The organism is Nostoc sp. DedQUE04 (genome assembly GCF_034530995.1).
Lineage (GTDB): Bacteria > Cyanobacteriota > Cyanobacteriia > Cyanobacteriales > Nostocaceae > Nostoc.
Genome location: NZ_JAVRCA010000080.1, coordinates 13961 through 38011, shown reverse-complemented (window position 1 = coordinate 38011; position 24051 = coordinate 13961). Strand labels below are relative to the sequence as shown.

Genomic DNA, 24051 nt, shown 5'->3' with positions numbered 1-24051 from the left:
CGGTTAATGGTTAAGAGGCTTGCTGCACCTTCTTAGATGTCAAATGGGTTCTATATAAATAAGCTGGTATTTATATCGGTTGAACTTAAAGAAAAATTCAAAATTCAGAAACAATAATTTGTCTCTAACTCTTTTCCATGCTCCCCTGCTGCCTATTTGTATCAACCTTAAAATAAAATGGTATTAGAGGGGAGTAGTACTGATACCACGCACAAAAATATCTACACAGGTTTCGATATAGTCCTCACAGCTATAGTTGCCTTGATTGAATTTTGCACTGCGGCATAGCATTCCAGCCAATAGCATTCCTGTAAACATATCGACAGCCGGAAATGGATCGAGGTCTGCTCTGACAGTGCCTCGTTTCTGACTCGATTGCAGGTAAGCTACCAGTTTTTCCCCTAAGGGCTTGGCAGCTTCTTGAATAACTTGTTTAGCTGCTTCTGGATGACGTTTGGCTTCTCCAATGAAGGTACGAATTAAGTCCTCCTGTGTCTCTAGCATAGTATTGTAGAGATGGGCATACTGTTTTAAATCAATTTTTAGATCCTGTGTCCACGCTTCGGGGTATGCAAGGGCTTCTGTCTGGAGTGCCAAGGCATTCTTCATTACTGCTCCCAGAAGTTGTTCTTTGCTAGCAAAGTGGCGAAATAAAGTCACCTCATTTACACCAGCAACACGAGCTATTTCACGGGTAGTTGCTCCTTGAACACCTAAACTGGCAAATACCTGCAAGGCGGCTTCTATCAAACGTGTACGGGTGAGAGTTGATGAACGGATGGTTTTGTGCATTTATGCTGGCAAGTACTTACTTTCATCATAGATTATGTAGAAAAAGTGGTCGTAATTTAGGGAAAATAGTATTGATGCCAACATTTTTAAAGTTATTAAAAATATTTACTTTCTCAAATTGATTTCGGTGCAGTAGCTAATGTTTTACTCATTTTAGTAACTGGAACAAATATCCCACTTCTTAAATAATGAGGTGCTTTTTGGATGACTGTAAATCCCAGTCGTAAATAAAACCCTTCAGCATAAAGGCTAGCGGTTGTAATTACCTTATCTATACCTTGCTCAGTTGCTTCGTCGCAAAAATGTTGAACTAAAGCACGGCCAACCCCTTTACCTTGATATTTAGGATGGACATACAGCCCGATGAGTTCATCAACAATGAAACTAGCAAAACCGATAACACCATCTCCCTCGATCGCAACCCAGAAAGATTCTGCTTTCATACTCTTCAAGATATTTGAACCATCAGGTTTATCGCGGTAATTGCGCCAAGCTAAAAGTTCTTTTTGGGTGTAGAAAGTTGGAGGTAGAGCTTTGATAGCAGCAATATGAATTGCACTCAACACCCACGCATCTGTTTCTTGGGCAGGTCGAAGAGATATTTCCTTAGCGCTCATAGTTCAGTGCTGGCATTCAGATTACAAGAGAAGGCAGGGGCAGATCGCTTTTAGCGTCTCCCCTTGGGAGAAGGCAGGAGGAAAAAAGTATGAATAAAAACTTTAGTTCTGGGTACATTGCCCAGTTTAAAAAGAAGAATTGTTCTGTAAGCTATGTTACAGCTTCCGTAACACACCGAAAATCGGAAATGGTGCGTTATGTGTTTCACGCTAATACAATCTACCCTATCTTCTAATTATTTGCACCTAGCTATTTATTAGCAGTTTGCAATTGAGTCACAACTCGCTGGACAATTTGCCGTCTGATTTCCTGAACATTGTGACTTGCATCTATAACGCGAGCAAGTACAGCCGCAGGGGCAGTTTGGGGAGAACCACTGTTAAAGGGTGGTTGGGGATTGTATTCAATCCCTAGTTGAATTGCTTGGGCGAGCGCTTCCCCAAATAACTCAGCAGCTAGAGCCAGCCCAAAATCAATGCCAGCTGTCACACCACCGCTTGTAATTCGATTGCGATCGATGACAATTCTTTGGGCAACTGTCTTCACTCCTAACATCTCAAGTAAATCCAACGATAGCCAGTGAGTAGTGGCGCAATAGCCCTGAAGTAAACCCGCCGCCGCCAGCAGCAGCGAACCAGTGCAGACAGCCGTAACATAGCGGGCTTGTTTCCCTTGGGTTTTGAGAAAGCCGAGGAACTTTTCATCTTCCATTTTGGCATTGATACCTGGGCCTCCTGGCACAAATAACACATCTAAGGCTGGGGCTTGAGCAAAGGTTGTGTCAGGTAGAAAAGTGAGGCCGCAATCGCTTTGAATTGGTTCGAGTGTTTCCGCCAGCAGATATAATTGCGCCTTTGGCAATTTGGCAAAGACTTCGTAGGGGCCCGTAAAATCTAACTGCGTCACATCTGGGAACAATACTATTCCAATGGATAGAGAAGAAATTTGTTCTGTAACAGTCATTATTGATACCCTTGTTCGCAAAAATTCCGATCGATTGCTCCTGCAACTTGCCCAATAGTATAACTCTAGAACTATAAACTACGGTAATTGCATCAACAAAAAGTATAAAAAACTCTAATTATCACTAATTCTATCGACAAACCGTATATTATGGATAAAGCAAAAAAATAACCAACTTCAAAAGACAAATTTTGAATTAATCAAGCAATATCTTGTGATATTTGGCTAATTTTATTGTGTTTATTTTGAATGTCTTCTCAAAGCTTGCTCTCTTAGAGTATTTACCAAGCTAGCAGACATTAGAAAATCAAAAGGAGTGAATGTGATCAACGCCATACAAATTAACGAAAACTTGACAACGACAGGACAAGTTATACCAAAACAGCTTGAGCAAGCTATTCAAGAAGGTTTTAAGTCCGTTCTCAATTTGCGATCGCCTGATGAACTAGGATTTTCCAAAGATGAGCAAAAAGTAGCGGAAGCATTGGGGCTGTATTATCAAAATGTTCCACTCAAGGTGGATCTGAAAAATTTGAATGAAGAGGTGATTACCAAAATCCTCACGACACTCGAACAAATCCCGAAACCAGCAGTTGTGCATTGTGCCGCCGGGATGCGATCGACTGGAATTGCGCTGTTGAGTATCGCTATCCAAGAAGGATTAACGCCAGAGGAAACCTTAGCAAAAGCAAGAAATCTCGGCTTTGGATTCTTTGAACACGCTGGCGTTAGTCCCCGATTGAAGCAATTATTTGTGGACTACGTTAGCAAACACGCGAAGGTAGCTTTACCTGCTAGCTGCTCTTAAATGGATGTTAGTTATTTCTATTGTTATGTCCTAATAGACTAGAAGGCTGCTATACAAATCATTGAAGAAGAATTCAGAATTAAGATGCTCTAGTTCCACAGAATTCAATTCTGTTAGCCGATAGCTAAAGTTTAGCCCATTCTGGCTCCTGACTTCAGAATTATTTCTTCTTAAAAATTCAAAACTGCTCTTGCTGAAAGTAGACAAGAGCAGTTTTGAATAGCAAAGCCCAAAATAAGAATTTAGGCATCTTCAAGTTCAAATTGAGCCACCGTAACAGCATTAAAAGCGAAAGCTAAAACTAATGGCATCGGCGACTGAAACCAAAAGGTAAAAAGAACAGCTAGGATTGTGCCAATTACTGCCGACAGCGACCACAATCGTTCTTCCAAAGTCAGTCCTTTTTCGGCTTTAATCAATCTGAGAACATGAACTGGAATTGGCTCTGGCATTACCCCACCCGGAGGAAAAGCCCAGAAGTTGTTACGTCGCTCAACAAATAAATCTGTCCAGCCATTTTCTTGGCACCATGCCTCAATCCATTGAACAGAGTAATGATTCATCATCGGGTTTCGCAGTTCGGTTTGTGGAAGTTGTGTACTTGGTGAATGTAAACTCTGGGAGATTCCTGAAGAACTAACTAATCGCTATAAAATTAACGCTAATTATCGAGCTTTAAGCTTTGTTAAGCAATTGAGACGCATCTAATTACGCTCAAACCTTGCTTTCATTAATTAAAAGACTAACAGTTGATCGGGGCTATTGAATTTAAAAGACAACAAACTTTACTTGCAAAATAGAAAGTCAAGAATTGTAAATAACTCCGTGAGTATTACTGCTTAAAAAAGTTTTTATCTGTTGAAAATTTAAATCCACAGATGAAGAATTGTAAATTAAGTCAACAAGCATAGGTCATAGTAGACATTGCTTTATTCAGCTAAATTATTCCTTGAGAGTTAGGAATTTCAAGTTTTATTTTCATCAAGAGCGACAGATTATCCTGCCCGTCTCTATTTTGCTAAAGCTTGCTTGATGTAAGAAACAATTTATACTCAGTCATTGCGATCGCTATTTAGTAATTATTGTTTTGATATCTAATTTTAGTGCGATCGCAGATTGCCTCTCTCTACCTCAAGTAGCAGGGAGAATTTTGCTAAAGTAAGAAGTTTATGCTCTTTTTGCGTTACAAAATATTAAGCAACGGAAATACACGTTTTCCAAGTCCAGTAGCAAGGCTGCAAGTCTCAATTAGTACAATCCAGTCTTGCTAATATTCAAATGCGGTAATTAAATGCGGGAATTATACACTAAATTGGCTCTCAATATCTTTTGGCGGCAAACACTAGCATTCCTTCTCGGAATTATTATCTGGTGTATGGCCGATCCAGCAGTGGCAGTAGACTGGACTCATCCACTGTCATTTAGCAATGCAGAGCTATCAAGACGTGATTTTTCTGGACAGAGTTTGCAAGCTGCGGAGTTTTCTAACGCCAATATGGAATTGGCTAACTTTACAAACGCTGACTTACGGGGAGCAGTCATGAGCGCTTCGGTGATGACAAAAGCAAATCTCCACGGAGCAGATTTAACGAATGCAATGGTCGATCAGGTAAACTTGACTAAGGCAGATTTGAGCGATGCAGTTTTCAAAGAAGCTCTTTTGCTCCGCGCCATATTTAATGATGTAAATATAGACGGTGCAGATTTTACAGATGCAATTTTGGATAGAGCGCAAATTAAAGAACTGTGCGAAAAAGCCAGTGGTGTGAATTCCAAAACAGGCGTGCAAACTCGTGATTCTCTAGGATGTCAATGAAGCGTGTTGGTGTAATTGGTGGCGGACAACTAGCCTGGATGATGGCGGATGCAGCACAGAAGCTAGGAGTAGAATTAATAGTACAAACTCCAAGCGTTCACGACCCGGCCGTGTCAATCGCTCAGGAAACTGTTTTTGCGCCAGTTGATGATGCAAATGCTACGGAAATATTAGCTCAAAAATGCGATGTTATCACTTTTGAAAACGAATTTGTTAACCTGCAAGCTTTATCCGGTTTAGCACAGCAAGGCGTTTGTTTTCGTCCCAGATTAGAAGCTTTAGCTCCTCTTTTAGATAAATATCATCAGCGTTGCTATTTACGCGACTTGGGCTTACCAGTTCCTCAATTTTTCGCCCTTGACGATGTAGAAAATCTCAAATCAAAAATAGAATATCTAGGTTTTCCAGTAGTTTTGAAATCCCGCCGTCATGGTTATGACGGTCAAGGTACTTTCATAATTCAGGATTTTGCTGCTTTAGAACAAAAGCTAAGTCATGAAACCACAACAAAGACTTTAAATCAATCGCTATTCTTGTTAGAAGAATTTGTTCCTTTTGAAAGAGAACTAGCAATAATTGCAGCTCGTTCTGTGGAGGGAGAAATTGTCACTTACCCAGTAGTGGAAACCCAACAAGAACAACAAGTGTGTCGGCGGGTGATTGCGCCAGCAGAGATTACGTCCAATCAAGTAGCAGAAATCCAAGCGATCGCACATACTCTATTAAATAGCTTAGAAGTAGTGGGAATTTTTGGAATTGAGCTATTTCTCAGGGCTGATGGCAAAGTACTGGTAAATGAAATTGCACCCCGTACCCACAATTCTGGGCATTTTTCCCTTGATGCTTGTGAAACTTCTCAGTTTGAGCAACACCTGAGAGCAGTTTGTGGTTTACCTTTGGGAAATCCGGCTTTACAGTGCGCGGGTGCTGTAATGGTTAACCTACTGGGGTATGAAAATTCTCACAGCGACTACCAAAGCCAGCGTCAACAAATAGCAGAAATTCCCCAGGCGCACGTTCACTGGTATGGCAAGACAGAATCACGTCCTGGGCGGAAGTTGGGACATGTCACTGTTTTGCTGGATAATCAAAATCGAGAGTCGGTAAGTGCATACGCCAATAATATCGCCCACAGCATAGAATCTATCTGGTATCCCAGGTAAATAGATCGGAAAGTTTCGATATTGAACACACAACATCTTTTGAAAAGCTATAATGAGTGAGTTGCACTACGACGTTGGTGACTGCCATCAAGTTTTTTGATCTATGCCTTTAATGACAAGGGAGTCAACTGTTCTCGTGGCAGTATACCGGGCATGTACCTGGAAACTTTAAACGAGGAATTTAGGTTCCCACCTGGATAAACCCAGGTCATAAACTTAGGTAAAACGGCGTCGCGGTGAACTTAAAATTATTAGCTCCCAAAGTCAGTTAGAATTTGGGAGCTTTAATTATTTCAATCAATTTAAAATAAGCGAACTGACAGTAAAGATTGCCATATTTTTGGGAAACCTAGATACTGAGGTTTCAAGAATTAAGCCCTATGGTCAGCATTCCCGGATATCAAGTTAGCAAAGAACTCTACAACGGTTCTCGAACCTTGGTTTATCGCGCTAATCGAGAAACTGACCAAAAATCTGTGGTGATTAAGCTGATGAAAACTGCTTATCCCAGCTTCAGTGAATTGGTACAGTTTCGCAACCAGTTCACCATTGCCAAAAATTTGAATCTACCTGGAATCATCCAAACCTATAGTCTGGAACCCTATCAGAATGGCTATGTGTTAGTGATGGAAGACTTTAGGGGAATTTCTCTAAAGCAGTGGCAAGGTAGAGGAGAGAATAGGAGAATAGGGGAAACACCACAAGCTCTGATTGAGTTTTTACAAGTAGCGATCGCACTGTGCAATACATTAGATATTCTAATTCGTCATCGGGTCATTCACAAAGATATTAAACCCGCCAATATTTTAATTAATCCAGAAACTAAAGAAGTTAAGTTAATTGACTTTAGTATTGCATCTTTATTACCACGAGAAACTCAAAGCCTCATGAGTCCTAATGTATTAGAAGGGACACTTGGCTATTTGTCTCCAGAGCAAACTGGAAGGATGAATCGGGGGATTGATTACCGTACTGATTTTTATTCTCTGGGTGTAACTTTTTACGAATTACTAACAGGGCAATTACCATTTCAATCGCACGAACCAATGGAATTGGTACATTGTCATATTGCCAAACTTCCGCCTTTAGTACATGAAATTAATCCGCAAATTGCGCCTGTACTCTCATCGATTGTTAGCAAACTGATGGCGAAAAATGCCGAAGACCGTTATCAGAGCGCATTTGGGCTGAAATATGATTTAGAAAATTGTTTAGCTCAACTCAAGGAAACGGGTAATATTGTAAGTTTCCCAGTTGCTCAACGGGATGTGTGCGATCGCTTTATTATCCCAGAAAAACTCTATGGGCGCGAGCATGAAGTTGAAACTCTGCTCAAAGCCTTTGAACGCGTTAGCAACAACCAAACAGAACTAATGCTGGTGGCTGGTTTTTCTGGTATTGGTAAAACTGCTTTAGTTAACGAGGTTCACAAACCTATTGTCCGGCAACGGGGCTACTTCATCAAAGGCAAATTTGACCAATTTAATCGGAATATTCCCTTTTCCGCTTTTGTGCAGGCATTTCGAGACTTAATGGGGCAATTACTGAGTGAAAGTGATGTCCAATTGTCAACTTGGAAAAATAAAATTTTACAAGTGCTGAGGGATGAGGGGCAAGTCATTCTTGAGGTAGTTCCTGAACTAGAACAAATTATTGGTCAACAACCACCTGCAACGGAACTTTCACAGAGTGCAGCCCAGAATCGCTTCAATTTACTCTTTCAAAAGTTCATTCAGGTATTCACCACAAAAGAACATCCATTAGTAATTTTTCTTGATGATTTGCAGTGGGCTGATTCTGCATCGCTAAAATTGATGCAGTTGTTGATAAGCGAGTTAGGAAGTGGAGCTTTACTTTTAATTGGCGCTTATCGAGACAATGAAGTATCTACCGCACATCAGTTGATGTTGACTTTAGCGGAGATTCGCAAAGTCAATGCGACAATTCACAGCATTACTTTAGCCCCGTTAAGTAAAACGAGTTTAAATCAATTGGTAGTTGATACCTTGAGTTGTTCGAGTAAAACTGCCCAACCACTAACGCAACTCGTCTATCAAAAAACTCAAGGAAATCCATTTTTTGCAACGCACTTTCTCAAAGTATTATATGAAGATGGGTTGATTACTTTTAATTTTGCTCAAGGTTACTGGCAATGTGATATTGCTGCTGTGAAAGCACTTGCTCTTACCGATGATGTTGTAGAATTCGTAGCGCTACAGTTACAAAAGTTGCCAGATGCAACGCAAAATGTGTTGAAATTAGCCGCGTGTATTGGCAACTCTTTTGATTTGCTAACCTTAGCAATTGTTTCTGAACAATCAGAAACCGAAACGGCAGCATCTTTATGGAAAGCTTTGCAAGAAGGGTTAGTTTTACCTACTAGTGAAGTTTATAAATTTTTTCAAGATAATGAGCATAATTCTGACTCAAACCCCTTAAACTCTAATTTACAAATCCCCATCTATAAATTTTTACACGATCGCGTGCAGCAAGCGGCTTACTCTCTAATTCCAGATGAAGAGAAACAATTTACCCATCTTAAAATTGGTCAATTACTCTTGCAAAATACCTCTGAATCACAGCAAGAGGAGCGCATTTTTGAGATTGTCAGTCAGTTGAATCGAGGAATATTGTTAATTACCCAACCGACTGAACGTCAACAATTAGCTCAATTAAATCTGAATGCTGGTCGAAAAGCAAAAGAAGCTACCGCTTATGGTGCAGCAATTCATTACTTGTATTCGGGAATGCAGCTGCTACCGATTAATAGTTGGGAAATCGCCTACGAATTGACTCGAAGTTTATACGAAGAAGCTGCCGAAGCTGCCTTTCTCAACAATGAATTTGAGCAGATGGAATCTCTGATCCAGGTTGTCATCGAACAAACAACCACCTTACTAGATAGAGTGAAAGTTTATGAAGTGCAACTCCAAGCTTATCAGGTTCAGGGTCAACCATTGCAAGCGATCGCAACTGGATGCGAACTTCTCGCTCAACTTGGGGTAACATTACCTGAATCAGTAACACCTCTAGACATTCAGCAATATGTAGTAAACACGCTCTCCACCTTGGCAACCAGAAGTATTCAGGGCTTAGTTGATTTGCCATTGATGGACGATCCCAAAGCTTTGGTTGCTTTGCGGATTATGGCTAGTATTGCTCCCGCCATCCACCAGACTTCTTCCTATCTGTTACCAATTATTGCTTGCGAAGAGGTGAATTTATCTCTTAAATACGGCAATGCACCACTTTCTGCACCAGGATATGCAGATTTTGGAATTGTACTTAATATTTGTAACCAACTCGAGTCAGGCTACGAATTTGGTCAGCTAGCTTTAATACTTGTGGATAGATTTCAAGCAAAATCTGTTCAAAGTATGACTCTATTTAAGGTGGGTGCATTGAGTCAATTTAATAAACAACACGTTCGCACCTCAATTAGTTTATTACAGGAATCCCATAGTCTTGGATTAGAAACAGGCGATTTGTTTCATGTACTGGCATCGATGATTTTCAAGTTATTCTATGTCTATTTAAGTGGCACAGAAGTTTTAGAAATTCTCTTAGCCGATATCAAAGCCTACGAGTCTAATTTTGCCCAAAATCAGCGCTTATTAAATTGGTCGAATATAATTTGTCAAAGCATTAATAATTTAACCGAATCTAGCGATCGCACAGAGCGCTTCATTGGTGAAGATGATCGAGATGAACAACTATTATCTGCGCTCATTAAAGAAAATGACGAATTAACACTCCATGTATTTTTCTTAAGTAAGTTAACACTAAGTTATTTGTTTGAGAATTTTCCGGCGGCAGTTGAAAATGGAAATCAGGGAGAGCAATACCTCAACGGTGGCGCAGGAATGCTATCTGTGCCTGTTTTCTACTATTACGATTCTCTGTCTCGTCTGGCTGTCTATCCAACGGCTGAACCATCTCAACAAGAACAATTACTCTTAAAGGTTGGTGAAAATCAGGAAAAATTGCTGTTTCGAGCCAACTTCGCACCGATGAATTTTCAGCACAAATTTGATTTGGTGGAAGCAGAACGCCATCGGGTTTTAGGCGAAAAAATAGCAGCAATAGAATTGTACGATCGCGCCATAACTCTAGCGAAAGAAAACCAATATATCCAAGAAGAAGCCTTGAGCAATGAGTTAGCTGCCAAGTTCTACCTCGACTGGGGCAAAGAAAAAATTGCCCAAGCTTATATGCAAGAAGCTTATTACTGCTATGCTCGTTGGGGCGCTAAAGCCAAAACTGAGGATTTAGAAAAACGCTATCCTCAACTTCTGGCTCCCATCTTACAAGGGCAGTATCATCGCTTTCAACACAGTTCAACCGTCGATGCATCATCATTTCCTCATCAAACCATCCACACAAACCTTTCTAGCAGCAGTATTTCGGAAGCACTCGATTTTGCCACCATCTTTAAAGCTGCACAAGTTCTTTCCAGTGAAATTCAATTAGAGCAATTACTCACTACTCTTTTGCAAGTAGTAATGGAAAATGCTGGGGCACAAAAAGCTGCATTACTTGTACTTGAACAGGGCGACTTAGTGGTTGAAGCTGTAGCTACTATCAATGAAGGAGTCAGTCTGGTATCTGCACCATTGTCAACCAGCAAAGGCATTCCCATTAAACTAGTGAACTATGTCAAACGCAGCTTAAAAACTGTTGTGCTGGATGATGCGACAGCACAAACTGATTTTATCGCCGACTCATATTTCATGCAGCAACAACCTAAGAGTGTGTTGTGTACGCCGATGTTAAATCAAGGTAAACTCATCGGGCTGCTATATTTAGAAAATCCGCTGACAATTGGGGCATTTACAAGCGATCGCACCGAAGTTATCCAACTGTTATGCGCTCAAGCTGCCATCTCTCTAGAAAATGCCCGTCTTTATCAAGAATCTCAAAATTATGCCCAAGAGTTAGAGCGATCGCTACAAGAACTTGAGCATACCCAACTACAAATGGTGCAAAATGAAAAAATGGCAACCTTGGGTAATTTGGTTGCTGGGGTGGCACATGAAATTAATAATCCGATTGGATTTCTTAAAGGCAGTGTTAACAATGCCGAAGAGTATATTCAAGACTTACTCGCTCATATCCAATGCTACCAACAACATCATCCCAATCCGGCGATCGCAGTCATTGAGCATGGCGAAGAAATTGACCTAGAATTCCTGACTGAGGACTTACCAAAGTTAGTAGACTCGATGAAGGTGGCTTCAGAAAGGATCAAAGATATTAGCATCAGTCTCCGCACCTTTTCCAGAGCCGATACAACTGAAAAAGTTGCTTGTAACCTCCATGAAGGGATTGAGAGTACCCTGTTGATTTTGAAGTATCGCCTCAAAGCTAACGAAAAACGTCCAGCAATTGAAGTCATTACTGAATACGGAAAATTACCACCAGTTAAGTGCTTTTTAGGACAATTAAATCAAGTATTTATGAACATCCTTGCTAACGCCATTGATGCCTTAGATACTTACTGCGAGGGGCTTTCTTTTGCTCAAGCCCAAGCAAATCATCACCAAATACTGATTCACACCGAAGTATCCAGTGAAGAAAATATGGTGGTAATTCGCATCAAAGATAACGGTCAGGGGATGCCAGAGGAGATTAGATCGCGGATATTTGACCACCTATTTACAACCAAAGAGGTTGGGAAAGGAACAGGATTGGGACTCGCGATCGCTCGTCAAATTGTCGAAGAAACCCATGATGGGCGGTTGAGTTGCAATTCTGTGCTTGGCGAAGGAACAGAATTTGTCATTGAGATTCCAGTATTTTAAAGAATTTGCGATTTTCTTCGCAATGCATAACGCTTCTAATTTTTCGGTAATGTGGAGAACAGGAATAGCATAATTCTACTAAATCTGTATACCTTGATTCTAAATGAGGTAGCGTTCAGAGTTAAAATTACACAATTGCGTTAAATTGTGGTTAAAACTACAAAAAATTGTTAAAACAACTAACTAATACCGTATTTCCAGCCTCAATCTTCCGACTAGAGAGTGGTTTAACTTTTATTCATCAAGAAATTCCCACTACTCCTGTAGTTGTGGCGGATGTTTGGGTGCGTGCTGGAGCCAGCTTAGAGCCAAAACCGTGGTTTGGCATGGCGCACTTTTTAGAACACATGATTTTTAAAGGTACGGCGACGCTACCCCCTGGAATGTTCGATTCCAAAGTGGAAAATCGGGGTGGCGTCAGTAATGCAGCGACAAGCTATGATTATGCTCATTATTCACTCACCACAGCTGCTCCTTATTTAAAAGATACTCTGCCCTACTTGGGAGAACTACTACTCAATGCGGCAATTCCAGAAGATGAATTTAGCCGCGAACGAGACGTGGTACTAGAAGAAATTCGCTCTTGTCAAGACGATTCCGACTGGATAGGATTTCAAGCGCTGATTCAAAGCATCTATCCGCATCACCCTTACGGACGTTCGGTGTTGGGTACAGAACAAGAACTGATGCAGCAATCGCCAGAAGCAATGCGCTGTTTTCACCGCACTCACTATCAGCCGGAAAACATGACGGTGGTAATTGCCGGGGGTATAGCCCAGCAACCAGCTTGGGAAATGGTAAATCATTCCTTTGCTGATTTTGCCGAACCCTCAAATTGTCCGCAGTTGGAGAAAGTGACAAAGCCAGCGATCGCCGGAATTCATCGTCAAGAATTGTGTTTACCACGCATAGAACAAGCGCGATTGTTGATGGCGTGGCTGGTACCTGGAGTGGAAGATATCCGTACTGGCTATGGTTTAGATTTCTTGTCAGTGTTATTGGCAGAAGGGCGGACTTCGCGTTTAGTGCATGATTTGCGAGAAGATTTGCAATTGGTACAGGGAATTTGCAGTAGTTTTTCTCTACAACGAGAATCAAGTTTATTTACAATTACTGCTTGGTTAGAACCAGAAAATCTGGAGGAAGTTGAGTCTTTAATTTGCGCTCATTTGGATGATTTGCAGACTAAAGGAATTAGCGAACAAGAAGTTACCCGTATACGCAGACTTCTATGTAACGAGTATGCCTTTTCTACCGAAACGCCAAATCAACTGACAGGGCTTTATGGATATTACAATACCATCGCCCAAGCTGAATTAGCTGTGACATATCCCCAACAGATTCAGTCTTTTGATGCCCAAGAATTGCAAAAATTAGCTAAACAGTATCTCTCGCCGCAAAATTACGCGGTTACTATACTTAAACCGTGTTAGTTATTGGGCATTGGGCATTGGGCATTGGGCATTGGGCATTGGGCATGGGGCATGGGGCATTGGGCATTGGGCATTGGGCATTGGGCATTGGGCATGGGGCATTGGGCATGGGGCATGGGGCATGGGGCATTAGTTTTTGACAAAGGACAAATGACAAAGGACAAATGACAAATGACAAATGACAAAGGACAAATGACAACCTTGCTGCAAAAATCGCCCATCCATCGCACTGTATTGAACAATGGGATTGTCGTGCTGGTGGCAGAAAATCCGGCTGCGGACATTATTGCAGCGCGAATCTTTGTGCGTGCCGGTAGTTGTAACGAAAATCGGGAAAAAGCAGGGTTAGCACATTTGTTATCAGCAGTGATGACAAAAGGATGTGATGGACTTTCTAGCTTGGAAATTGCAGAAAAAGTCGAGTCTGTAGGGGCGAGTTTGAGTGCGGATGCTGGCACTGATTATTTTTTGCTATCTTTCAAGACGGTAACATCTGATTTTGGGGAAATTTTGACATTGGCAGGGCGGATTTTGCGATCGCCGACTTTTCCTGAAACTCAAGTGGAACTAGAACGGCGTTTAGCACTCCAGGATATTCGTTCTCAAAAAGAGCAACCATTCAATGTCGCCTTTGAACAAATGCGGCAGGTAATGTACCAAAATCATCCCTACTCCATGTCAGTGCTGGGAGATGAAACCACCATGAGCCGCTTAACTCGTGCGGATTTAGTGGAGTATCACCAGACTTATTTTCGTCCAGATAATGTAGTAATTAGTATTGCTGGTAGAGTCACACCCACAGATGCAGTAGCATTAGTGGAAGAAGTTTTTGCTGATTGGCAAGTGCCAGCTCAGGCAGTACCAATACTGAATTTACCTGAGATTAAGGTAGAGCCGCAGGTAAGGTTAAAGCCAGTACAGACACAACAATCAATCGTGATGCTTGGGTATTTGGGAACATCGGTGAGTTCTGTTGACTACGCCGCCCTGAAGTTGCTGTGTACCTACTTAGGAAATGGGCTTTCTAGTCGGTTGTTTGTCGAATTGCGGGAAAAACGCGGTTTAGCTTACGAAGTATCTGCTTTTTACTCCACAAGGCTATTTCCAGCCTCCTTTGTAGTTTACATGGGTACAGCACCAGAAAATACCAGCATTGCTCTAGAAGGATTGCGTACAGAAGTAGATTTGTTGTGTACCACTGAAGTATCCGAAAGCGCACTCCAAGCTGCTAAAAATAAGATTCTGGGGCAATACGCCTTGGGTAAACAAACCAACGGGCAAATTGCTCAGATATACGGCTGGTATGAAATTTTGGGCTTAGGAATTGATTTTGACACCAAGTTCCAAGAATTGGTTGCGGCGGTGAGTGCCAAGGATGCGATCGCTTCAGCTTGTAAGTATTTAAAAGAGCCTTACTTGTCTTTAGTTGGTCAAGAAGAAGCAATTAATCGAGCGATCGCGAACTGAGAATGTACCGCAGCTTTGCCCATCAGAGATATTGTAAAATCTAGCAGCTGTTTTTTCGACCAAGCGGCTGTACCATTAGCATGAGAATATTCTGGGAGTGAATTCCATGCAAAGCAGCCTGACAGCAAGTATTTTGAGTTACTTAAAATTACTAGACCCAACTGTAAATCGCTGTAGAATGGAAAAACGGCAAAAAGATTGGTGGCCAAAGAGGTCTAAATCTTTATCAGCTATTAAAATACTCTTGTTCTCCGCTACGCCTCTGCTTATTACCTCAACGACTCTAGTATCAATAGCAGCCCCACAAAAAATTGCCCAAGTAAATCCTGGAAATAGCATCAACCGCCCTAGCCTGAAAGTTGGTAGCCAAGGTGAACGTGTGGCTGAACTTCAGGCAGCTCTGAAACTTTTGGGTTTTTATTCTGGTGCAGTAGATGGTATTTATAGTGAAAATACAGCTACTGCTGTTTCCCGATTTAAACAAGCAGCTGGCTTGAATCCAGATGGCATTGTTGATGCCAGCACTTGGCAACGACTTTTTCCTAATCAACCTGTAGCAGCATCAACTGCCCCTTCATCCCAGCCAAGATTTAACTCAGCGACAAATTTTCCTGTTCCAACCCAGGCTAGTAACCTCACCAACGTTGGAAATCCCAACCCCAACCCTCCCAGACAAGCTGTAACACAAGTTCCCACTAGACCAGAACCAAAACCTACTACCCCAAAAAAAGCTGTAACCCCAGTTACGAACAACCCTGAGCCAAGACCTGCTACTCCCAGAAAAACTACAACTTCTAGCACAAAGAAACCGCCAAAGCGTACTACATCAACTACTAGAACTCAGTCAAACACAACTACAAAACGAACTCCTGGTATTCAATACACCTCAGAAGGATTGCCAATTTTGCGTATAGGATTACGTGGTTCTGAAGTTGTTAAGCTGCAACAACAACTGAAAAAGCTTGGTTTCTTGAAAGGTGATGCCGATGGCGACTTTGGCGAGACAACCGAAGCAGCAGTGAAAGCTGCACAAAAACGCTATGGTTTAGAACCTGACGGCGTAGTTGGTGGCTCTACCTGGGAGGTTCTTTTGCGGCGTTAGGCATAGTATGAGCATAGCCAGCATCTCCTTTGCGTGTAAGCAAAAACGCTGACAAAATGCTTTGAAGTTCTGAGAACCTATTTCTTTTTTGGAAATTCCCAACTTACAGAGGTTTTTCAACTTCAATAAACCTCTGTAGGGGTTTTGCGCTTCACAACATTTTTGATGAATTTAACTAAATCACTGTAAGTTCCCCACTTAAATTGTACTCAGGTCGGTGTGGGTAGTTCACTACGGTACATCCTGCAATACGATAAAGATATACCGATTATAAATATCTCTCTTGCCAGTACTGAAAAATTACATTGATTTTAGGCTGATAAAAGATGATGGCAACTTTAGGAGTCAAGCACAACAACACTCGATAGTGTTACAAATCACAACTGGCAATAGTGAAATTAATTAAACTTACTGCTAATTCCTCTAAAAAAACTTATGCAACACTTTTTATTAACTTGGCTCGGTACTGCGGTGGCGTTATTCATTACAGCTAATATCGTTCCGGGATTCTTTATCAAGAATTTTGTGACTGCCTTAATTGCTGCCTTTGTAATTGGTTTGGTTAATGCATTTATTAGACCAATTTTGCAGATTTTGACGTTTCCAATTACCTTGCTCACCTTTGGTTTATTTACATTAGTGATTAATGCCTTAGCCCTTTGGCTGGCAAGTGTCCTAACTCCTGGTTCTGGTTTTGAGATTCAGGGCTTTTTACCTGCTTTGTTAGGTTCAATTGTACTAGCAATTGTTTCTAGCATCATTAACTATTTTTTGAGAGTTGTTGACTAGAAAATTAAGGAACTTTTGTAATACTAATAATATTTAAAGCTTGGGCAACAGCAAGAGTTACCGCTCCTGGTTGTCCTTGTATTTGGAAAATTTGTTTAGGAACTAAAAACTTCACTCGCAATTCCTCGATGTTTGTAAAGGGGAAAACAGTCGAAGATGTGAGTTGAGAAGCTGCAAGAATAGCAGCTGCCTCTGCTACGCTAGGTGTACCTACTCGATCGTCGATAATTGTGGCAGGGTTGGGGACACAGACAGAGCGAAGTATTTCCGCAGAAAAGGTTTTTAGGGGCAAATTGCGGAGGCGACAAAGTTTGACTAAGCCAACTTCCGAGGCTTTAGTATCAATGGTAGCAATACCTGCGATCGCACTTGGAAAAAGTTGATTTTCTCGAAACACTTGCTCAATTGCCCAATCGATCAACTCCCATGATGTTCCCCGTTTACAACCGATTCCTACCCATAAAACCTGTTGTATTTGCTGTATTTCCTTACTCAGGCTGTTAGGGTTTGACATGATTGGGTTTACTCCAACAGCCAACCAAATAAATCTCCTACTGTCAGCCTCAACTCACTTGCAAAATCTGGCACAGGGAGTAAAGCTTCTTGTTCATCCAACATGACTGGCTGTTGATTGCGGATGTACACAAATACCGTTTGTTCTTCTGGATCGATCAGCCAACCCATTTGTGTTTCATAATTCAAGCAATGTAAAATATTTTTTGTAACTTTCGTTTGTCTTTGGTCAGGCGATAGAATCTCAATAGTCCAATCAGGAGCGGCTGAAAATAAATTTGCTACCCTGCCATTTTCTTTGCGAGGTATTCTCTCCCAGGTAAATACTGCTACATCCGGGACAATTGATCTGCCACCAAAAGTACACCGCAGTTCTAGATATGCTCGTGCAACTTTTTGGGGTTTCAATACAGCATTAATAAAAATAATCAATTCACCTTGAATAGTGCTATTTTCTCCCTGTGCCATTGGTTTTTGAATAATTTGGCCATCGATGTATTCATTAGCGGGCTTTGTTTCTGGTAACATAAGAAACTCTGCCAAAGTTATGTTTTTTGATGGTGTCCGTACCATTTGCGATCGCCTCCAGTCCAGCAATTCTAATTAAAAAACCGCAAAGTACACAAAGAAGCTTTAACTTAACTTTTACTCTGCGTACCTTTGCGCTACCTCAGCGTAACTTTGCGTTAAAAAAAATATTACATCCTCTCCAATACCTGAATTCCCAACAAAGATAATCCCAGCTTCAGAGTTCTAGCAGTCAAATCACATAAAACTAAACGGGATGTGCGCTGCGGTTCCTGTGCCTCTAACACCTGAACTCCCTGATTGCGATCGTAAAACTGATTAAACTTTTTACTCAGTTCGTACAAATACTCACATAAACGATTGGGAAGCAAGTCTTGCTCTACACTACTAATAATTTCATCCAGTTGAAGTAAATATTTTGCCAGCGCTAATTCTGTTTCATGCTCTAACAAAACAGCATTATTTTCCAACTCTTTAAAGTTAATATCACCCTTGCGGCTAATCCCTTGAATCCGCGCATAAGCGTACAACATATAGGGCGCAGTGTTACCTTTAAAATCCAGCATTTTGTCGTAGCTAAAGATGTAGTTACTGGTGCGATTTTGGCTTAAGTCTGCATACTTAACTGCGCTGATTCCAACTACTCTAGCAACTTCATTAATGAAATCTTCACTTTCTTGGCGTTCTTCTTCTTGTAATCTAGTGTTTAAGTCAGCATGGGCACGAGAAACAGCTTCATCTAATAAATCCCGCAAACGCACACTGTCCCCAAAACGAGTTTGGATTCTTTTACCATCTTCTCCTAACACCAACCCAAACGGAACATGCACTAATTCCACATCATCAGGAATCCATCCGGCTTTGCGTGCTACCTGAAAAAATTGGGCAAAGTGGTTTCCTTGTCCAGCATCTGTTACATAAATTATCCGCTTTGCTCGATCCTGCTGAATCCGGTAACGGAGAGATGCTAAATCTGTTGTGGCGTAGTTATAACCACCATCTGATTTCTGCACAATTAAGGGCAAAGGTTCACCTTCTCTATTTGTAAACCCTTCCAAGAAAACACATTTTGCCCCTTGATTTTCTACAAGTAACCCAGATTTTTCTAAATCTTCCACAACTCCTGGTAGCAAGGGATTGTAGAAAGATTCGCCTCGTTCAGTTAACTTGATATCCAATAACTCATAAATTACTTGAAACTCCCGCCGTGATTGTTCGCACAAAAGTTTCCAAGCATGGAGTGTATCTTCTGCACCTGCTTGTAATCTGACAACTTCTTGGCGTGCTGTTTCTTGAAAAGCTTCATCGGCATCAAACCGCAGTTTGGCTTTGCGATAAAAAGAGACTAAATCACCAATATCTAAAGCATTCGCGGTGGTAAGAGCGTCTGGGTAAACTTCGCGCAGATAGGCGATTAACATCCCAAACTGCGTACCCCAATCACCCACATGATTTAACCGCAGCACATCATGTCCAAGAAATTCTAAAATCCGGGCGATGGAATCACCAATAATCGTCGAACGCAAGTGTCCGACGTGCATTTCTTTGGCAATATTGGGACTGGAAAAATCCACAATTTCCCGTTTCGGCGTTTTCGCAGCTGGAACTCCCAGTCTGGGATCGGCTTGAATCGCGTTGAGTTGTGCTTCTAAGTATGCTGTTTTCAGTTTCAGATTGATAAATCCTGGCCCAGCGATTTCTGGCGGTTCGCAGATTTCGGATATATCTAATTTACCAACGATCGCACCTGCGATCGCTCTTGGTTGCAATCCTAACTTTTTACTCAGGGATAAAGCCACATTAGCCTGATAATCGCCAAATTTAGGATTGCTAGCAGTAACCAAAATTGGATCTACTCCAGCAAAGTCAGCGCCAAAAGCCGCGATTAAAGCCTGCTCTAAGAGAGCTTTTAGTTTTTCTTGTGTAGCGTTCATATATAGATGTTATCTGTGAAAGGGGAATGTAGCTCTGGAAAAGCTTGATTATTTTAACCTTAAAGATATTCATCAAGTCTAAGCAAAGACTGTCATTTTAAAGTCGAACCCCCTTAAATTGTCTCCCATCCTCGGCATAACTTTTAGATTCTGACGATACCGAAGTCGATTTTGACAGACTACTAGTTAATCAAGTCAACTAAAGCGTAGTACGTAGTAAACACTTTAGCGATGAAAACAAAGACTAAACTTATTTACCCAGGTTTCATTGATTTGATAGATTACTACGTTTTCCAACGTAAGTACGGAGATCATCTCTATTTGTGTAGTAGCGTATCAACTAAGCCTTGGCTTAGTTGATACGGATGACGGTATACCATTACTTATCTACCTCATTTAAATGAAAATTCCTATAGATAAAGCTTTTAGCTTTTCACTAGAGAAATTGCATATCTGATTTTCATAAAAAGTATATATTATTCATGAAGTTTTAATCATACATAAGTTTAACTACTAAGTGTTGATAACAGTATCATAATAGATAAAAATTCTATTTTTTCAGTGAAAGCACTTTAGATAAAGTGCTATTTAAATATACTAGCAAAAGTAAATAGACAGATTGACGTTGCAGAAGTCTAGCTGTTAGAAGTAAGAGACAACTGAAGAAAGATAGTTGCTCAAAAAGCATTATCTAAATTGTTTTTCCTACTTAATGGCTCATAAAATGAAACCTAATTTATTCACTGCCTTGATTGCCGCTACAGCTACATTAACCGGATTAGTTTCCAAACTAGAAACTGCATCTGCTGCTGATTTTAATTGGAATAGTTCATGGACTCAACCAACTGTATATAATAAGTCTCAAACTGGTTTTAACGACGCTCCTTTTCAACAATTTGTCCAAGCAGAAAGTGCTGCCCTTCCAAACAGCGGACAATTTAAATTAGACCCCAGTAAATTAAATCTAAAATACGACCACGATGTTTCTGTTTACTTTATTAATGAGGGCGCAGGTTATAGAAACCAGTTAGCCTTTGAAGCTACAGGAACTACTAACAAGTCTGGGCTACTTTTTAATGATATTTCTTGTGAAGGAACTGGATGTGTTGGCGGCTGGGGCGGTAACGCACTAAAACTAGGTGATGGGGTCAAAGTTGGTAATGTTAGCGCAGGTACTCAACTAGATTTATGGTTGAGAGCTGATGGTTTGAACCGTGGCAACTCTGCCAATATCTTTGGTACTGACACTGCCTCTAACGCTGACGGACTACAGCACGCAGTTGCTTATGCTTACAACAACTACATCCTCCTGGCATTCGAGGATTTATACGGAGGTTTACACGCTTCAGGGGTAGATTCTGCAACTGGTAAGTGGAACGAAAGTTCCGATCGCGATTTTAATGATGTTGTCGTCGTTCTTGATGTTGGTGAGGCAAATGTTAAAGCGTTAATTGGCGCTACCGTTCCTGAACCATCTGTTACTCTATCAATGTTTGCGGTGGGAGCAGTTAGTATGTTTGGATTGCGCCGCCGCCGTCAAAGTCGCACTTCTAACTAAACTTTGAGACGGTGCTAAATATAAAGTGCATTTAGTTTAATTGGAAAATAACAAGCGATCTATCGCATTTTCACCCGTATAAATAATGTACGGGTGATTTTACGTTTGTAGTGGCATTTATATTTTATCTATTGCGATCGCGTTCTAAATCATCAATCACTTTTTGCAAATACCACTCGTCTGACATGCCAGGATGGTAATCTTTGTTTTGCTGAATCAATCGTTCGGCAATTTCCCAATATCCTCCAACCATTCGTAAAAGTCGCTGACGTAGCAGGTGATATTTTTGCTTTTTTGACTCTGGACTAAATTTCTGGATTTTTTCGAGGCTATTTAAGACTTGTTGATAATTTTCCCAGTCTTCTTGTTCGCAAAAGATACTCCCCGCCCGTTGATAATCTTCCACGGCGTTTTGTATTTCTTCTAAGCAAGTATAGGCAATGCCGCGATTGTAGTAAGCTTGAGCATCATCAGAATTAATTTGCAGCGCTTGGGTGTAATCTTGAATTGCAGCGAGATAATTACCCGTTGTTCGATAGACATTACCTCTGGCAATATAAACTAAGACATCTTCGGGTTGCATCTGGAGTGCTTGGTTAAGATCCGCGATCGCACCTTGATGATCTCCTAAGACAGAACGTGCTTTACCTCGGTTGCGATAGACAATGGCATCTTGAAAATTTAATCGTAATGCTTGATTAAAATCTGCGATCGCTTCTCGATAATTCCCCATTTTACAACGCACAACCCCACGACAGCAGTAAGCTTGGGCATCTTGGGGATCGGCTTTTAATACCCAGTTTAAATCGGCTAGTGCTTCTTGAGTATCTCCCTTTTCAGCTTTTTCTAATAATTGTGTGAAATAATCATTGGTCGATAAAATTGGCTTATTAGTGGAACTCGATTCCTCAAGGACAGGTAATTCTTTAGGTTGTAGCTGTTTAATTCGTTCCAAAGACAGACGACAATTCTCTTTATCCTGTTGCTGTAGATATAACCCAGCAGCTTTTTTAAAGTTAGCGATCGCATCTTGAATATAACCTTGTTTGCGCCGCACCATTCCCCGCAGATTATAAGCAGCAGCATAATTGAGATTCAGACGAATTGCGCGTTCAACATCTTCTAGCGCCCCTGGTAAATTTTTCAGCGCGACTCTAGCTAATCCCCGACAATAATATGCTTCTACACTCTCAGGATTCAGCTTCAAGGCTTCGGTATAATCTGAAACAGCTTTCAAAATTGATCCTGAGTCATAATGTGCTAAACCCCGTTGTAAATAAGCTTCGCTAAAGTAAGGTGTCAGTTGTAAAGCATGGTTAAATTCCTCAATTGCTCCCGCGTAATCTTTTCGCCTAGCCTTTTCCAATCCCCGATTGTAAAATTCGTCATTCATGGCATTTGTTTGGTTTATTCAGTTTATTGAATTCCAGCAGGCTTGTTTCGTAGCCTAATCTATGCACTCGACTTGATATTTTAAGTATATTTCATATTTTTTGTGAAGTAAAAACAACACACTACCCTAAGTTGTGATAAATGAAATTTATCTAATAGAATATTGTACGCGTTCAAATTCTAGAGTTAAGTTTAATTAAAACATCACTAATTATTTATACTAATGAAAATTAGAACTATTACAACAGGTATATCAATTCAATCTCTCCAATATCAGGAAAAAATTAAGCAAGCTGCTGAGTTTAATCAGCAGGTGCAGATTTTGTTTGAAAAACAAGGATATGAAGTTCAAACAACTAGAATTGCTACTAATAGCTGGGAAGAATATCTGCAAGGCTTGTCTAAAATCGAAATTATTAATGAAATTCAAGCTCTCGAACAACTTTGTCAAAGTTTAAATCTCAGCTTTTTCAATATTGGTTATGCCAGCAAATCTGAAACTATAGATATAATTCCAGATATCAATAAAAATACATCAATTATTTATTGCTCTAGTAAAATAGGGGACAGGGAAAACGGTATAATTTTTGAGAATGTTAAGGAATCTGCCAAAGTTATTAAACGTATTTCCCAAGAAAGTGAAAATGGCTATGGTAATTTTCATTTTTGTGCATGGGCAAACTGCCAGCCAGATATCCCATTTTTTCCTACGTCATACCATACAGGCAATACATCTTTTGCTATAGGTTTAGAGTTAGGCGATTTGGTAACGCAAGCATTTTCACAAGCTAACAATATTTCTACAGCAGAGCAAAACCTGCAATTACTTTTAGAATTAGAATTAAAGAAAATTGCAGTTATTGCTGAAAAAATCTCTGATAAATTTGCCGTTATATATAGAGGAATTGATACATCTCTAGCTCCATCTTTAGATAAAGAAAATAGTATTGCTTTTGCTTATGAAAAATTGATGAATAGCAAGTTTGGGCATTCAGGAACTCTCGCAATTTCTGGGATGTTGACTCGCGTCTTGAAAAATGTATCAGTAAAAACCTGTGGTTATTCTGGACTGATGCTTCCAGTTTGTGAAGATGTTGGACTAGCTACCAGAGCTAATGAGCAAACATATAATATTACAAATTTATTATTATATTCAGCAGTTTGTGGCTGTGGACTGGATACAGTTCCGATTCCTGGTGATATCACAATAGAAAAAATTACAGCTTTATTAATTGATATGGCAACTTTAGCTATCAAATTAGATAAACCACTATCAGCACGATTATTTCCAATTCCAAATAAAAAAGCTGGGGAAATGACTACATTCAATTCCCCATATCTCGTAGATTGTAAAATATTTACGGTTGACTAAAA

General features: G+C 40.5%; 20 protein-coding genes and 1 other RNA gene. 11 read left to right on the top strand and 10 right to left on the bottom strand.

What is annotated here, in order from left to right; translation table 11 throughout:
- Nucleotides 1-183: 183 nt before the first annotated feature.
- The 3 genes from RM049_RS34410 to RM049_RS34400 form a co-directional block, all read right to left on the bottom strand.
- The gene (locus RM049_RS34410) at nt 184-792 is read right to left on the bottom strand and encodes a TetR/AcrR family transcriptional regulator (protein WP_322673064.1); all 609 of its coding nucleotides are present in this window, start codon (nt 790-792) and stop codon (nt 184-186) included.
- Between the two features lie 113 nt (nt 793-905).
- On the bottom strand, nt 906-1409 hold the full coding sequence (locus RM049_RS34405) for a GNAT family N-acetyltransferase (protein ID WP_322673065.1): 504 nt from the start codon (nt 1407-1409) through the stop codon (nt 906-908).
- 250 nt (nt 1410-1659) lie between these two features.
- Nucleotides 1660-2373: a DJ-1/PfpI family protein gene (locus tag RM049_RS34400; RefSeq protein WP_322673066.1), complete on the bottom strand. Its 714-nt coding sequence runs from the start codon at nt 2371-2373 to the stop codon at nt 1660-1662.
- A gap of 322 nt (nt 2374-2695) precedes the next feature.
- Here RM049_RS34400 and RM049_RS34395 point away from each other — a divergent pair, with 322 nt between their 5' ends.
- A complete protein-coding gene (locus tag RM049_RS34395; protein ID WP_322707389.1) occupies nt 2696-3181 on the top strand; it encodes a beta-lactamase hydrolase domain-containing protein in 486 nt (161 codons plus the stop codon).
- A gap of 242 nt (nt 3182-3423) precedes the next feature.
- Here RM049_RS34395 and RM049_RS34390 read toward each other — a convergent pair whose 3' ends face one another.
- Entirely contained in the window at nt 3424-3747 is a 324-nt protein-coding gene (locus RM049_RS34390) for a hypothetical protein (RefSeq protein WP_322673067.1), read from the bottom strand.
- Nucleotides 3748-4472: 725 nt separating this feature from the next.
- On the opposite strand from RM049_RS34390, the gene RM049_RS34385 reads away from it, so the two are divergent.
- The 5 genes from RM049_RS34385 to RM049_RS34365 all read left to right on the top strand — a co-directional run bounded on the left by RM049_RS34385 (nt 4473) and on the right by RM049_RS34365 (nt 13394).
- Nucleotides 4473-4997: a pentapeptide repeat-containing protein gene (locus tag RM049_RS34385; RefSeq protein ID WP_322707387.1), complete on the top strand. Its 525-nt coding sequence runs from the start codon at nt 4473-4475 to the stop codon at nt 4995-4997.
- On the top strand, nt 4994-6160 hold the full coding sequence (locus RM049_RS34380; RefSeq protein ID WP_322707388.1) for a 5-(carboxyamino)imidazole ribonucleotide synthase: 1167 nt from the start codon (nt 4994-4996) through the stop codon (nt 6158-6160). The genes RM049_RS34385 and RM049_RS34380 overlap by 4 nt, the downstream gene beginning before the upstream one ends.
- Before the next feature lie 60 nt (nt 6161-6220).
- Nucleotides 6221-6404: non-coding RNA, 6S RNA (gene ssrS, locus RM049_RS34375), on the top strand.
- Nucleotides 6405-6540: 136 nt separating this feature from the next.
- Nucleotides 6541-11961, top strand: coding sequence for an AAA family ATPase (locus RM049_RS34370; protein ID WP_322707386.1), 5421 nt, complete (start codon nt 6541-6543; stop codon nt 11959-11961).
- Nucleotides 11962-12128: 167 nt separating this feature from the next.
- Nucleotides 12129-13394: a pitrilysin family protein gene (locus tag RM049_RS34365; RefSeq protein WP_322707385.1), complete on the top strand. Its 1266-nt coding sequence runs from the start codon at nt 12129-12131 to the stop codon at nt 13392-13394.
- On the opposite strand, the gene RM049_RS34360 is transcribed toward RM049_RS34365, so the two are convergent.
- Nucleotides 13395-13517 (bottom strand): hypothetical protein, encoded by a 123-nt coding sequence (locus RM049_RS34360; protein ID WP_322707384.1) that lies wholly within the window; start codon nt 13515-13517, stop codon nt 13395-13397.
- A gap of 69 nt (nt 13518-13586) precedes the next feature.
- On the opposite strand from RM049_RS34360, the gene RM049_RS34355 reads away from it, so the two are divergent.
- Nucleotides 13587-14861: a pitrilysin family protein gene (locus RM049_RS34355; RefSeq protein ID WP_322699789.1), complete on the top strand. Its 1275-nt coding sequence runs from the start codon at nt 13587-13589 to the stop codon at nt 14859-14861.
- Here RM049_RS34355 and RM049_RS34350 read toward each other — a convergent pair.
- Nucleotides 14825-15070, bottom strand: a complete 246-nt coding sequence (locus RM049_RS34350; RefSeq protein ID WP_322707383.1) for a hypothetical protein — start codon at nt 15068-15070, stop codon at nt 14825-14827. The two genes, RM049_RS34355 and RM049_RS34350, sit on opposite strands and share 37 nt — an antisense overlap.
- Between RM049_RS34350 and RM049_RS34345 the strand changes: the two genes are divergently transcribed.
- Nucleotides 14968-15963 carry a peptidoglycan-binding protein gene (locus tag RM049_RS34345; RefSeq protein ID WP_416212682.1) on the top strand — a complete coding sequence of 332 codons (996 nt, stop codon included), beginning with the start codon at nt 14968-14970 and terminating at the stop codon, nt 15961-15963. The genes RM049_RS34350 and RM049_RS34345 overlap by 103 nt on opposite strands.
- A gap of 435 nt (nt 15964-16398) precedes the next feature.
- A complete protein-coding gene (locus RM049_RS34340) occupies nt 16399-16752 on the top strand; it encodes a phage holin family protein (protein WP_094347683.1) in 354 nt (117 codons plus the stop codon).
- Nucleotides 16753-16756: 4 nt separating this feature from the next.
- Here RM049_RS34340 and RM049_RS34335 read toward each other — a convergent pair whose 3' ends face one another.
- From RM049_RS34335 to argS, 3 genes are all read right to left on the bottom strand, one after another.
- Entirely contained in the window at nt 16757-17266 is a 510-nt protein-coding gene (locus tag RM049_RS34335; protein ID WP_322682704.1) for a cobalamin biosynthesis protein, read from the bottom strand.
- Between the two features lie 8 nt (nt 17267-17274).
- Entirely contained in the window at nt 17275-17838 is a 564-nt protein-coding gene (locus RM049_RS34330) for a Uma2 family endonuclease (protein WP_322707381.1), read from the bottom strand.
- A gap of 125 nt (nt 17839-17963) precedes the next feature.
- Nucleotides 17964-19727, bottom strand: coding sequence for an arginine--tRNA ligase (gene argS, locus RM049_RS34325; RefSeq protein ID WP_322707380.1), 1764 nt, complete (start codon nt 19725-19727; stop codon nt 17964-17966).
- Nucleotides 19728-20451: 724 nt separating this feature from the next.
- On the opposite strand from argS, the gene RM049_RS34320 reads away from it, so the two are divergent.
- Nucleotides 20452-21285, top strand: coding sequence for a DUF4114 domain-containing protein (locus RM049_RS34320; RefSeq protein ID WP_322707379.1), 834 nt, complete (start codon nt 20452-20454; stop codon nt 21283-21285).
- A gap of 124 nt (nt 21286-21409) precedes the next feature.
- Here RM049_RS34320 and RM049_RS34315 read toward each other — a convergent pair whose 3' ends face one another.
- A complete protein-coding gene (locus tag RM049_RS34315; protein ID WP_322707378.1) occupies nt 21410-22678 on the bottom strand; it encodes a tetratricopeptide repeat protein in 1269 nt (422 codons plus the stop codon).
- Nucleotides 22679-22900: 222 nt separating this feature from the next.
- Between RM049_RS34315 and RM049_RS34310 the strand changes: the two genes are divergently transcribed.
- Complete coding sequence (locus tag RM049_RS34310) at nt 22901-24049, top strand: DUF711 family protein (RefSeq protein ID WP_322707377.1); 1149 nt, start codon at nt 22901-22903, stop codon at nt 24047-24049.
- Nucleotides 24050-24051: the final 2 nt, after the last annotated feature.